Source organism: Actinomadura alba (assembly GCF_014323705.1).
In the GTDB taxonomy this organism is placed as follows: Bacteria; Actinomycetota; Actinomycetes; order Streptosporangiales; family Streptosporangiaceae; genus Actinomadura_C; species Actinomadura_C alba.
This window is the reverse complement of sequence record NZ_JABVEC010000020.1, coordinates 14,587-27,088: the sequence shown is the minus strand read 5'-3', so window position 1 is coordinate 27,088 and position 12,502 is coordinate 14,587. Positions and strand designations below refer to the sequence as shown.

Below are 12,502 nucleotides of genomic sequence, written 5' to 3'. Positions count from 1 at the left end.
CCGATGGAGCGATCAGTCGAGCCGGATGCCGGTGAAGGCGAGCAGTCCGGCACCGACGGCGTTGGTGATCCACGGGCCGCTGCGCAGATGTGCCAGATAGCTGACGCCGGTCGCGCCGGTGGCGGGACCGGACAAGGTGAGCACCAGCTTGCCGCCCGCCTCATAGGCTACGGAGGTCACTTTGACGGTGCTGCCGTCGATCTGGAAGTCCGCCTCGCTGCCGGGGTCGACGGTCAGCGGGTCGGTGGAGCGCAGTTGCACGGTGACCTGGCTGTGATCGGCGTTGCTGAACGCCGCGGACTGCGGGTTCGGCGGTGCGACGCCGGCGGACGGGCCTCCGTAGAGGTCACGGGCGACGACGGCGAAGGTGTGGTCGCCCATCTCCCGGTACCCGTCGACCCATGCGTAGTGGCAGCCGTCGTGGCCGGACAGTCCGTTCGTGGACAGCACGGTGACGCCGAGGGTGTCGCCCATCCGGCGTTGTGCGTCGCGGAGGTTGATCGTGGTGCTGTTGCCGCAGGGGGAGGTACGGACCTGGTAGGTGTAGTACTTGCTGCCGCCGGGGATGTTCGCGCCGAAGTCGGACCGCCAGTCCTCGAGTAGCGAGGTGAAGCCGGCCACGTGCACCGCGGCGTTGTCGTTGTCGGACTCGCCCTGATAGAAGAGCACGCCGCGGATGTCGCCGAGGATCCCGGCCGCGGTGAGCCGCTGCCGGAGCCGGCCATAGTTGGTGGCGATGGCGTCGGGATCGCCGTCATTGCGTTGGAAGAAGGCGATCGGCTGGCCGCCGTGCGCTCCGTTGATCAGCGCGACCGGGACCTTGTAGGTGTCGACCATCTTGCGGCCCATCCGGATCGCCCACTGCCCGGCAGAGCCGGATTGGTAGGTGACGTCGCCTGTGGCGTAGTGCCAGACCCGGTCCGCGCCGGACAATGTCGCGTCAGTGGTCGACGAGCCGAAGCTGCGCAGGTAGGGCGACTCCTCGCCGGCCGAGTCGCCGACGTACCGCGCGGCCTGAGCGTTCGACTGCCCCTGGATGACGTAGGCGTCGCCGGAGACGATGTCGGTCCAGTGTGCGACCTCCCGGTCGACGCCTGCCCCGACCGCCCGCAGTCGCAGGTCGTACGCGTGCAGGCCGGCGGTGATGCGCGGTGCGAGGGTGAAGGCGCCGTTGCGCACCGGTGCCGCGTGGACCCTGCTCCTACCGCCGGTGGAGACCCACAGCTGCACCACCTTCACCCGGTTGTCGGTCACCCGGCCACTGACCGGGACCGAGGCGCCACCAGCCGCGTCCCGCGGATAGAGCTCCCGGTCTTTTGGCGCGGCGGTCAGGCTGACCAGGTCGGGGCGGGCGTAGACCGTCAGCCGACGTGTGGTGTGGTTGTTCGCGTTGTTCGCGAAGGTCCAGTCGGGCTGGCCGCTTGCGTTCGTGCCGATGCCCATCGACAACGGCGGGGACTGGGTGAAGCCGTTGACCGCGAACACCGTCTTCGGGGTCAGGGCGGACGTCCGGGTGGGGCCGATCTGGTGCACCTGGAACGAGCCGTGCCCGAGGGTACCGCCGTTCACGCTGTCGTCGGCGTCGTACGTCTGAGAGGAGGCGTTCGCGACCTGGGTGCTGGCACCGCTCGCGTACCGGTTCGGCCACATCTCCAGATAGCCGGTCTGCCCGGTGCCTGTGGTGACGCCGGGAACGTTCGTGCGGACGTCCAGGTCGTCGACCCGTTGCCGGGTGATCTGGCCGGACATCGTCGGCAACCCGAGTCGGTGCGTGTCGGTGGTGAACGCCTCCATTGACGTCCACACCCACTGCGGGCCATTGGGTCCGTCGAGTTCCAGGCAGTAGCCGACCCGGTCGAAGCCGGTGGTCAGATCGGCGGTCCGGTCGAAGCTGTACTGGGGCGTCTGGTTCAGCCAGTTTGCGCTGGCCGGCAGGTCGATGCCGAGCACCGGGGTGAACCCGCCGGCGTCCGGCACGTTCGCTTCACACTGGGTGTCGGCCCCGGTCGGCGCGGACGCGACGGACGGTTCGGCAGACGCGGAGGCAATGGACGGCATCGACATGAGGGCCAGCGTGGCGGCGAGAGTGGCGCACACGCGGGCTGGTAGGGAGGCTGGCAACGATGACATGGTTCGGCTCCCGTGACGAAGACGGCGGGGTGGTGACCGATACGACACAGCGGGCTAAACCTCGTGTAAGAGCTTTTTCACGATAAACTCCGCACATCGGACGTAGGACGTCAGACGTAGAATGAGTTGCCGGAGGTCACTCGTCAAGGGGGCGATCATCGCCGTGGCGACATGTGGCCAGTTCGCGATATCGCCTTGACTGCAGGCTCCGCGTGCGATGGGAAGCCGGCGAGGAGCGACTTGATCTGTTCACCGTGATCGCCACCGGAGGCCGGCCACGTCATGCTCTCCAGGCCAAGGCATCCGATCTATCGCCGCTACGCCGTTCGGTCCCCCGCAGGTAGTCGTGGATTGCCTTCGCCGGTATGGGCAGACACCACTACCGGCTCTACTGCTTGCTGGACTATGAGGCCAAAGACACCGACAAGCCGCTGCTCGTCATCGTGACCGGCCTGGACAAGCCGTTCCGGACGAGGCTCAGCCCTGCGGACTACGCCGGTGTGCGGAAACTCGGGCAGGAGTACCTGGCCCGTAATCCACGGTCGGTCGCTTGAGCGGGGTGTCAGGCCGGCCGGACGGCCCCACGACCTGGCGTCTGCCGCAACTGGGCCAGCCGTTTGATGCTCGCTTCGGCCACGCGGCCAGTGCGCAATGGTTCCGTGACGGCCTGCCGTTCCTCGTCCGGAAGGGGCTCCACCCGGATGCGCAGCCCCACTGCCGCTGCAAGATCGACGAGCGTGCCGAGCGTCGGATTCGGGGTCGAGTTGCCCGCCGCGAACAATCGGCGCACCACGGCGGGCTCCGCACCGATCGCCCTGGCCAACTCCGCTTTCGACATCCCCTCAGAGATCCGCGCGTCGTCCAGCGCGTTGATGATCGAGTCCACCGTGGCGATGCGGACGGACTCGCGTACGTAGTCCCGGAGAAACTCAGGGTCCTCCAGATCGGCCGCCAGATCGCTCCAGAACGCGCTGACCATCATCTTCACCTCCACATGGAGAAACGTAACATATATGGTACGCCCATGTGAGACGGTGCTCCACATCCGCCTCGCCTCGGTAGGAGCCGTGGCTGGACCGCCGTCCGGCTGGACACCAATCGCAACCTCACCGAGGCGATCGAGATGTACCGCTCGGCCGGCTACCGGGAGATCGAGCCGTACAACGCCGAGCACTACGCCCCGCCCTGGCGCTCTTCGGCAAATCCGCTGGCTCCCATCGGACTTCGGCCTCTACCCGCCCCCACCCTTTTCCACCGGCATAGTTGGGGACCTTTCGTGTCCGGTTTCGGCGTTGGGTGGGTTTCGTGGTCGGCGGGCATCGCCAGGTCCATCGGGGTCGTGGCGGCGACGCAGAAATGATCTCGAAGCGGCGTACCGCATGACGCTCGTAGTGATGGCGGCATAGGCCACGCCGCACGCAAGCGAGACGAGCAGGGCCAGGAGCTGCGAATGGTCCGCGAGCAGCGGATAGATCTGCCAATGGACGAGATAGATGTACAGCGAGCCGGCGGCCAGCGGACCGGCGAGGCGGTTGAACGAACCCGTGCTCGGCAGCGCCGGTACCCAGATCAGCAGTATCAGGCCGGCGATGACGATGGTCTCCCGGGCCAGTTCGCCTGAGCCGAAGTAGCCCGGAACCGTGGCCAGAGCAGTCGCGGTGACCAGCAGCCGTTGCCCCGAGGTGCTCGCCTTCGCCGAGGCCCAGCCGAGCGGGAACATCCAGAGGGCGGAGATCGCGGACGGCAGGTCGAAGAGCCCGAAGAGGTCGAAGCGGGCGGCCAGCCCGAGCAGCAGGACGCCGAGGGCGAACCCGAAGGGAGAGCGCCGCTCCGCCCGGTCCAGCACCGGGACGCTCAGCCACGCGGCCATGGCGATCAAGATGTAGACGATGACCTCGACGAACCAATAGTTGCTGTTGTGTCCGAGCGCGCTTTCCAGCAGGAGGGCGTTGCCCAGGTGGTGGTCGTCGGTGACGAGCGCCGCCAGCGCGATCCAGGCCACGCTCGGCACGGCAATCCGCGCGAGGCCGCTCAGCACGTGCCGGCGGCGGTCGCGCCGGTCGGCCGACGTGAGATGGAAGCGGGCGAAGTTGAAGCCCGCCACCGCCAGCAGCACGTGCGCGCCGCCCCGGATCGTGAAGATCGTGATGTGCGAACCGACGATGAGGACGATCGCGACGGCGCGCAGGGCCAGGCTCGTCTCCAGAGTGCGCCATCTGGCGCGCCGGACCGGACGCCGGAGGTCGCGGATGCGTCGTGTGTGCCAGTCCGCGGGCAACGACCCCAGCGTTTTCTCGAGTCTCAGGGACATCTCGACATAGGACAGGGAGTCGCCGCCCAGGCTGACGAAGCTGCTGTCCTCGGTGACGTCGGGTCGGTCGAGAATCTGTGCGTACAGGCGGCACAGGTCCGTGGTGGAGACGGGTTCTGGGCCGGTCAGCCGGCGTACGGCCTGGTAGTCGGGTTTGCCCGTGGGGAGCCGAGGCAGCTCGGCCAGGACGTGCACACGGACCACCCGGGCGGGTAGGCCGCACTCGGCCGCGACCAACCGTTTGATGTGGCCGGCGTCCACATCGCCGGTCACGGCCACGACCAGCCCTTCGTCGTCGCTGGTGCAGCACGAGATCAGCCCGTCGCGCGCGAGCATCGTCTCGATGCGATGAGGGTCGATCCGCAGTCCGTAGAGCTTGATGAACCCGCTGCGCCGTCCCACCACCTCGTACAACCCTTCCGGGCCGAGTCGCGCGACATCGCCGGTGGACAGCTCCTCGACGGTACGGCCCAAGGCCAGGTCGGGAGGGCTCTCGGCATATCCGAGCATGACGTTCGGCCCCGAGTACACCAGTTCGCCGGTGTCGGGGTCGGGCCAGTCCGGCAACGGCTCGAGCCGGAAGGACCCGCCCGGAATCGGGATGCCTATCGCCTGGGGATGGGACGCCGCGAGATCCGGTGGCAGGTAGGCCATGCGGGCGGTCGCTTCGGTCTGGCCGTACATGACGAACAGGTCCCAGCCTCGCCGGCGGCCGAGCGCGGAGTAGCGCTCCACCCGGTCGGCCGGCAGCCGGCCACCCGCCTGGGTCACGTACCGCAGGTGCGGAAGCCGCATCTCTTCGAAGCCCACCCGGTCCAGCAGGTCGAAGGTGTACGGGACGCCCGCGAGAGTGGAGCCCCGCGCGTCGCGGAACAGATCCCAGAAGCGGGCATCGGCAACCGAGAGGTCGGTGAGGATCAGCGCTGCGCCGCACAGGAGATGGCTGTTGATGATCGACAGGCCGTAGCAGTAGTGCATGGGCAGGGTCGTGGCGGCACGGTCACTGTCACGGATGCCCAGATAATCGGCGATGGACGCCGCGTTCGCCCGCAGGTTCTCGTGCGACAACCGGATGAGCTTCGGTGAGCCGGTCGAGCCGGACGTGCTCAGCAGCAGCGCGAGGTCGGAATGCAGCATGTGTGCGGAGACCGCACGCCGCTCGTCGAGGACGCCGTCCGGGTGCACCACGATGTCCGGGTCATAGGCGGCGACCAGCGACCGCACGGCTTCGGGACGGTCGTGCGGGACGAGCAGGAGGGGATGGCCGGCCGCCAGCGCCGCCAGGTAGACGACGAGCGTGTCGACCGTGTTGGAGCCGGCGAGCAGGACCAGTCGCCGTTCGGATCCGAGGCGTTGGGCGGTGGCCGCCACCCGTGCGGCGAGCTCGCGGTAGGAGAGCGTGCCGTCCGCGGTGATGACCGCCGTTCGATCCGCGTGCTTCGCGAGTTCGCCGGCGAACGGGACGGTCTTCGGATTCGGGTGGGAATTTCTCACCCAGCGCATTTTAGGTAAGGCTAACCTCTATGCCAATATGTACCTAGATCGGACCGTAGCCCCCTAGGAAGGTCCCCATGCGCAACGCCCTGACCCGCTGTGTCTCCGCGCTCGCTGTCGCCGCCCTCCTGCTTCCCCTCGGGACGGCCTGCGGTGTCGGGGGGGAGGCCGGTCTCGTCATCTACTCCGGCCGCAACGAGGGACTCATCAAACCGCTGCTCGAGAAGCTCGAGAAGTCCGTCGGCACCAAGGTCGAGGTCCGTTACGGCACCAGCGCGGAACTGTCCGCGCAACTCCTGGAGGAGGGCGACAAGACCAAGGCCGACCTGTTCCTCTCCCAGGACGCCGGAGCGCTCGGAGCCCTGGCCAAGCAGGGGCGTCTTGAGAAGCTGCCCCAACCGACCCTCGACAAGGTCGCCGGGCAGTTCCGCGCGAGCGCGGGAGAGTGGGTCGGCGTCTCCGGCCGGGTCCGTGTGCTGGCGTACAACCCCTCCCAGGTCGCCAAGGCGCCTGACAGCGTGCGCGACCTCGTCAAGCCGGAGTGGAAGGGAAAGATCGGCTACGCGCCGACCAACGCCTCCTTCCAGGCGTTCGTCACCGGCATGCGGGTCCTCGACGGCGACGAGGCCACCCGCAACTGGCTCAAGGGCCTGAAGGCCAACGACATCAAGCCCTACGAGGACAACCTCGCCCTGCTGAACGCGGTGGACACCGGGCAGGTCTCCCTCGGTCTGCTCAACCACTACTACTGGTACGAGAAGGTCGCCGAGAAGGGCGCGGACAAGGTCACCGCCAAGCTCCACTATCTTCCCGGCGGCGACCCCGGCGCGCTGATCAACGTGGCGGGCGTGGGCGTGCTCAAGGGCAGCGACCACAGCGCGGTAGCGGTCAAGGCCGTCGACTTCCTGCTCTCCAAGGAGGCGCAGACCTACTTCACCGACAAGACCAAGGAGTACCCGCTGGCCTCCGGGGTCACCAGCACGGTCCCGGGCCTACCGCCGCTGGAGTCTCTCAAGGCGCCCGAGATCGACCTCGGCAAGCTCGACTCATTGCAGGAGACCCTGGCGATGCTGCGGGAAGCCGGGATGGTCTGACCCAGATGACCACAGCCCGCGCCCCCTGGGTCCTGCTCGCACCGGCGTGCCTGGCCGGGGCCTTCGCCCTGCTGCCGCTCGGCTATCTGGCCGTGCGCTCGCTGGAGCGTGGCCTCGGCTTCGCCTGGGGAGTCGCGGCCACCGAGGGAACCGCCCTGCTCCTCGGCCGCAGCCTTGGGCTGGCCGTCGCGGTGGTGGCGGCCAGCCTGGTCCTGGGGATCTCCCTGGCCTGGCTGACCGTGCGCACCGCGCTGCCCGGCGTCCGCGCATGGTCCGTGGTGGCGACCCTGCCGCTGGCCGTGCCCAGCTACGTGGCGGCCTTCGCCTGGCTGTCCGCGGTGCCGGAACTCGCCGGGTTCACCGGGTCCGCGGTGGCGCTGACCCTGGTCAGCTATCCCTACGTCTACCTGCCGGTCGCCGCCGCCCTGCGCGGGATCGATCCCGCGCAGGAGGAGGCGTCCAGATCCCTCGGGCACGGGCCGGTGCGGACCTTCCTGCGGGTCACCCTCCCGCAGTTGCGACCGGCCGCGGCCGGGGGAGGGCTGCTGGTCGCGCTGTACGCCCTGTCGGACTTCGGTGCGGTGTCGCTGATGCGCTACGACACCTTCACCCGTGGCATCTACACCTCCTACCGAGCCAGCTTCGACCGCACTCCGGCCGCCGCCCTGAGCGTCGTCCTGGTGGTGATGACCGTGGCCCTCGTCGCCCTGGAGACGCGCACCCGTGGACGGCGCGGGCACTCCAGAACCGGATCCGGAACCGCCCGCCCCGCCGTCCCCGTCCGCCTCGGGCGGATGACGATCCCCGCACTTGCCTGGTGCGGGGCCATCGTCGCCGCCGCCGTCGTCTTCCCGCTGGCCACCCTCGGCTACTGGCTGGCGGCCGGAAACCTCGCCGCCTGGGATCCCGCCGGGCTGGTGAACACCGCGGGCGTCACCCTCGGCGTGGCCGCGGCCGGGGCCGCGCTCACCACCGCGCTCGCTCTGCCTGTCGGGGTGGTGGCGGCCCGCTACCGGGGGCGGACCGCCGACCTGCTGGAGCAGGCCGCCTACGCCGGGCATGCCCTGCCCGGGATCACCGTGGCGCTTTCGATGGTCTTCTTCGCGGTCCGCTACGCCAACCCGCTCTACCAGGAACTGCCGCTGCTGGTCTGCGCCTACGCGGTGCTGTTCCTGCCCGTCGCGGTGGCCGCCACCCGCGCCGCCGTCCTGCAGTCCCCGCCCGTGCTGGAGGACGTCGCCCGCTCACTCGGCCGTGGTCCCCTGCGCGTCCTGCGGGACGTGACCGTGCCGCTGGCCGCACCCGGGGTCGCGGCCGGGGCGGCCCTGACCTTCGTGGTCTGCATGAAGGAACTGCCGGCCACCTTGCTGCTGCGTCCCACCGGTATGGACACCCTCGCCACCCGGCTGTGGACGGAGACCGGCGTCGGATCCTACGCCGACGCCGCCCCGTACGCCGCTGCGCTGATCCTGCTCGCAGCCGTTCCCTCCTACCTTCTCGGAAAACAGCGAACATGACCGATCTGCAGATCAAGGGCCTGACCAAGGCGTACGGCCCGGACATGACCGTCCTGCAGGGACTCGACCTCACCGTCCCCAGCGGCTCGCTGGCTGCCGTACTCGGCCCTTCGGGCTGTGGAAAGACCACTCTGCTCCGCATCATCGCGGGCTTTCTGCGCGCCGACGCGGGAACCGTGACCGTCGGTGGACGCACCCTGACCGGCCCCGGAACGCACATCCCCCCGGAACGCCGCCGCATCGGGATCGTGCCCCAAGAGGGTGCGCTGTTCCCTCACCTGAGCGTGGCCGGCAACGTCGCGTTCGGCGTGACCGATCGGGCCGCACGCCGCCGGCGTACCGAGGAGATGCTCGACCTGGTGGGCCTGGCCGGATACGGCGACCGGATGCCCCACGAACTGTCCGGCGGACAGCAGCAGCGCGTCGCCCTGGCCCGTGCCCTGGCCCCCGAACCCGCGCTGGTCCTGCTCGACGAACCGTTCAACGCACTCGACAGCGCCCTGCGCGCCGGGGTGCGCGCCGATGTCCGCGCCGCCCTTCGCGACATCGGAGCCACCGCCGTCCTCGTCACCCACGACCAGCAGGAGGCCCTGTCCATGGCCGACCTCGTCGCCGTCGTCCGCAACGGGCGCGTCGCGCAGCGCGGTCACCCCCAGGACATCTACAACCGCCCCGCCGACCCGTGGGTCGCCGGCTTCGTCGGCGACGCCGTTCTCCTCCCAGGCACAGCCGTGAACGGTACGGCCACCACCGCCCTCGGCACCGTGGAGCTGTGCGAGCCCACCGACGCGCTCGCCGAAGCCCTTCAGGGCACCGTGCTTCTGCGGCCCGAACAGCTGCGGCTCACCGAACCCGGCGAAGCCGTGCCCGCCGGGACCGTGACCGACATCCGCTACTACGGCCACGACGCCCTGATCACCGTCACCGTTGACGACCTCGACACGCCCGTCGACATCCGCATCGGCGGTCACGTCACCCTTCGCCCCGGCGACCGGACCGGTATCCGCATCACTGGTCAGGCCACCCTCCATCCCTGACCAGACCTGCCGGCGATCACCCAGGTAGGTTCGGCATCTGGTTCACGACTTCGACGTGAAGCCGCCGTGAAAGTGATGCGGGATGTGGTGCGGAACCTCGGCGCGGGCGATCTGCTCGAGCGTGGCGGCATCCAGTACGAGCAGGTACGAGGTTTCGCGCTTGGCGTCGAGCACGATCGACAGCAACACGCCCTCGTCCTCTTCGACGCCTTCGGGGTGGGGGACGAACACCGGCTCGGCCGGGAAGCAGTCGGGTTCGCTCCAGGCAATGGCGGTGCCGTCGGCGATGTCGACCTTGAGTATGCGATCGAACCAGCCGCTGCCCTGCCCGTTTCCCCACACGTAGCGATAAGGACGTTCCTGACACCTGCCGGTGTTGATTCGCGGAAACTCGAGCGGCTCTTCGCTCAGCCGTTCGGTGATCACACTCGAATCGCCGGGTGACAGCCGGAACCGGGTGAGGTGTGCCGCCTGAAGCGCATCCGCACCAGCGGAATCGCGCATCAAGCCGTGCAGGCGATCGAGGTAGAGGTCCTTGATGACCTGCGCATCGTCGAAGGCGCAGACGTCGACCACGACTTCATCGCCATCCTCATGGGAATTGACATGATGGAAGGCGAACAGCGGATCCGCGGCGAACGTGCCACCCACCTTTCCGGTCTCGCGGTCGATCAGCGTGATCCGGGTGCCGCGTTCGGGCTTCCATCGGTAGTTCTCGATGAAGGGCCTGCCGGACAAGGCGAGGCCGGCAGGATTGACGACCAGCGGGAACTCGGCGAGCACGAACCAGTGTTCGGTGAGTCCGAACGAATGCATATAGGCAGGTTCCCGCACGGGTATCGATGCGACGACCTCGGGCCGTGCGGTTTCGGCGTCGACACGGAAGAACCGGTAGCTGCTCTTCGCTCCGAGTTTGGCGGCGTAGTTGAGCATGGCGCCGGTGGCGCGGTCGCGGTGCGGGTGCGCGGTGGAGAGCTGGCCGGGCGCTTGGTAGGCGACGCCGGCGGCCTTGAGAGTGCGGCGGTCGAACTCCACCGGGAGCGCGCTCTCGGTCATGGCCAGGAACCGGTCGCCGAGTACTCCGATGTTCACATTGCCGTTGTCCGTGGTCGCGGTCGTCGAGAACAGCGACTGCACGCGCTGAAAGATCGACCGGCACGGGTCGGTGGCGAACTCACGTGAGGTGAGCCGGCCCTTGTGCCGCGCGGCGCGGTACGCCTCGCTGTCCAGGAACTTGTTCGCATAGGACACGCGGCCGTCGGAGAACGCGAAGCGGTGCAGCATCGCCAGCCCGTCGAACCAGTGACGCAGCCGGTCGCCACCGATCTCCCAGACGGCGGGTCCGGTGCGCAGCAACGATCCGGTGAGCCAGCCGGGCAGTTCACCGCTGACCGGAAGGTCGTCCAGGGCGATCTCGTCGTGCAGGGCTCTCAGGCCGAGCTCAGCGGTACGTCCCACGATTCACCTCGAATGGTACGGACTGAACCATTCGGAAGGTACGTTAGCCTCAGGTGCATGTCAACGGTCCGTTTGACGACCACGTCGTACGTCATCCTCGGCCTGGTCGAGCACTGCCAGCCGGCGACGGTCTACGACCTGAAGCTGTTCTCCGCCAAGAGCGTGGTCAACTTCTGGGCCCTCCCGCACACCCAGCTCTACACCGAGGCCGAGCGCCTCGCGAAGGCCGGGCTACTGCACGAGGAGCGGGAGCAGACCGGGCGGCGCCGCCGCCTCTACCGGCTCACCGACGACGGCCTCGCCGAGCTCAACGCCTGGCGCGCGGAACCGTCCTCCGAGCTCTACGAGGCACGCGACCCCGCGACGCTCAAGCTCTTCTTCGGCGGCGACCCGAAGAAACTTGCCGCGGCGCAGCTGGCCGCACACCAGCAGAAACTCGCCGAGTACGAACAGACCCGGCAGGAATTCGACATCACGGAGCAGGGCTTGCCACCCGGCATGAGACACGCGCTGGAAGCCGGAATCGGCCTGGAGCAGCAGTTCATCCGGTTCTGGAAGAACGTAGCCGAATAGGATCGTGCATCCACGGGCCGCGAGACTGGATGACCGTCCGCGCCATCACGTGAGGGCTTTACGAAGATCCTTGAGTAGGAGCAGTAGATGCAGGGGGTCTGTGGGGCTTTCGTCGAACTGCGCCGGCTTCAGGTAGAAGGCGCGTGCGCTCTCGCTCTCACAGTGGATCAGGAGGGCTCGGACGCCGATCAGGTCCGCGGCGGCGTTGACCCGGTGGAGGGCGTCTACGAGTAGGGCCTTGCCGAGTCCGGCTCCCTGGGTGCCACGGTCCACTCCGAGGCGGGTCAGCAGGATCACCGGCTGGTCGTAACCACCAGCGCCCTGAAGAAGACGCCGGGGGCAATCTGCTCTTCCGACGCTACCGGCTGCCAGGGCGTAGTAACCGACCACCCGGTCGGTGCTGAGATCGCTGGCCACGTAGACCCTGGAGCCACCCGATGCGTGCGCCTGCAGCGCGTAACGCCGCAACCACTCACTCTGGGCGGCGGAACCGCAGTCGAACTCGTCGATCTGGTGGGTACGGGTCAGCGGTTCTACGGGAGAGAGCTTCACTCGACATGGTCGAGCACGGTCGGATCCGTCATCAACCGGCGGAGACCCGGAACCTCTCGCGCGGGCTGCTTCGAGGCCGCGTCGAACGCGGTCCACGCCTGTTCGTCGAGGATGAACGCACGGCGGTCGGCGAGCACATTCGATGCCGCCGCGGTAGCGGCAGACAGGACGAAGGCCGACACGCTGGTCTGCTCTGCTTCGGACGCCGCTTCGAGCAGGCTCTTCTGGCCGGCATCGACCCGAAGGTTGATGCGCTCGTCCTTGGTCCCCATGAGGAGATTGTACGTACGTTGTGCAGCCATGAGAAAGAGCGTAGCTCGGCACTGGAGAGTTCGC

Annotated in this window: 11 protein-coding genes; 5 read left to right on the top strand and 6 right to left on the bottom strand. The window is 68.3% G+C overall.

Annotated features, from left to right (window positions below):
• Window positions 1-12 precede the first annotated feature (12 nt).
• Entirely contained in the window at window positions 13-2,130 is a 2,118-nt protein-coding gene (locus HKK74_RS24430) for a sialate O-acetylesterase (protein WP_187245675.1), read from the bottom strand.
• 365 nt (window positions 2,131-2,495) lie between these two features.
• On the opposite strand from HKK74_RS24430, the gene HKK74_RS24425 reads away from it, so the two are divergent.
• Window positions 2,496-2,684 carry a hypothetical protein gene (locus HKK74_RS24425; RefSeq protein WP_187245674.1) on the top strand — a complete coding sequence of 63 codons (189 nt, stop codon included), beginning with the start codon at window positions 2,496-2,498 and terminating at the stop codon, window positions 2,682-2,684.
• A gap of 8 nt (window positions 2,685-2,692) precedes the next feature.
• Here HKK74_RS24425 and HKK74_RS24420 read toward each other — a convergent pair whose 3' ends face one another.
• Window positions 2,693-3,124: a helix-turn-helix domain-containing protein gene (locus HKK74_RS24420; protein WP_187245673.1), complete on the bottom strand. Its 432-nt coding sequence runs from the start codon at window positions 3,122-3,124 to the stop codon at window positions 2,693-2,695.
• Window positions 3,125-3,361: 237 nt separating this feature from the next.
• Window positions 3,362-5,935 carry an AMP-binding protein gene (locus HKK74_RS24415; protein ID WP_222722684.1) on the bottom strand — a complete coding sequence of 858 codons (2,574 nt, stop codon included), beginning with the start codon at window positions 5,933-5,935 and terminating at the stop codon, window positions 3,362-3,364.
• 77 nt (window positions 5,936-6,012) lie between these two features.
• Between HKK74_RS24415 and HKK74_RS24410 the strand changes: the two genes are divergently transcribed.
• Genes HKK74_RS24410 through HKK74_RS24400 form a run of 3 tightly spaced genes read left to right on the top strand, consistent with a single transcriptional unit; the run spans window position 6,013 to window position 9,583 of the window.
• On the top strand, window positions 6,013-7,029 hold the full coding sequence (locus tag HKK74_RS24410; RefSeq protein ID WP_187245671.1) for an iron ABC transporter substrate-binding protein: 1,017 nt from the start codon (window positions 6,013-6,015) through the stop codon (window positions 7,027-7,029).
• Between the two features lie 5 nt (window positions 7,030-7,034).
• Window positions 7,035-8,546, top strand: a complete 1,512-nt coding sequence (locus tag HKK74_RS24405; protein WP_187245670.1) for an ABC transporter permease — start codon at window positions 7,035-7,037, stop codon at window positions 8,544-8,546.
• On the top strand, window positions 8,543-9,583 hold the full coding sequence (locus HKK74_RS24400; RefSeq protein ID WP_187245669.1) for an ABC transporter ATP-binding protein: 1,041 nt from the start codon (window positions 8,543-8,545) through the stop codon (window positions 9,581-9,583). The genes HKK74_RS24405 and HKK74_RS24400 overlap by 4 nt, the downstream gene beginning before the upstream one ends.
• Window positions 9,584-9,625: 42 nt before the next feature.
• On the opposite strand, the gene HKK74_RS24395 is transcribed toward HKK74_RS24400, so the two are convergent.
• Window positions 9,626-11,041: a carotenoid oxygenase family protein gene (locus tag HKK74_RS24395; protein WP_187245668.1), complete on the bottom strand. Its 1,416-nt coding sequence runs from the start codon at window positions 11,039-11,041 to the stop codon at window positions 9,626-9,628.
• A gap of 57 nt (window positions 11,042-11,098) precedes the next feature.
• Between HKK74_RS24395 and HKK74_RS24390 the strand changes: the two genes are divergently transcribed.
• Window positions 11,099-11,614: a PadR family transcriptional regulator gene (locus HKK74_RS24390; protein WP_187245667.1), complete on the top strand. Its 516-nt coding sequence runs from the start codon at window positions 11,099-11,101 to the stop codon at window positions 11,612-11,614.
• 45 nt (window positions 11,615-11,659) lie between these two features.
• On the opposite strand, the gene HKK74_RS24385 is transcribed toward HKK74_RS24390, so the two are convergent.
• Together HKK74_RS24385 and HKK74_RS24380 are read right to left on the bottom strand one after the other, a co-directional pair.
• Window positions 11,660-12,166, bottom strand: a complete 507-nt coding sequence (locus HKK74_RS24385; RefSeq protein ID WP_187245666.1) for a GNAT family N-acetyltransferase — start codon at window positions 12,164-12,166, stop codon at window positions 11,660-11,662.
• The gene (locus HKK74_RS24380; protein ID WP_187245665.1) at window positions 12,163-12,438 is read right to left on the bottom strand and encodes a type II toxin-antitoxin system TacA family antitoxin; all 276 of its coding nucleotides are present in this window, start codon (window positions 12,436-12,438) and stop codon (window positions 12,163-12,165) included. The genes HKK74_RS24385 and HKK74_RS24380 overlap by 4 nt, the downstream gene beginning before the upstream one ends.
• Between the last annotated feature and the right edge of the window lie 64 nt (window positions 12,439-12,502).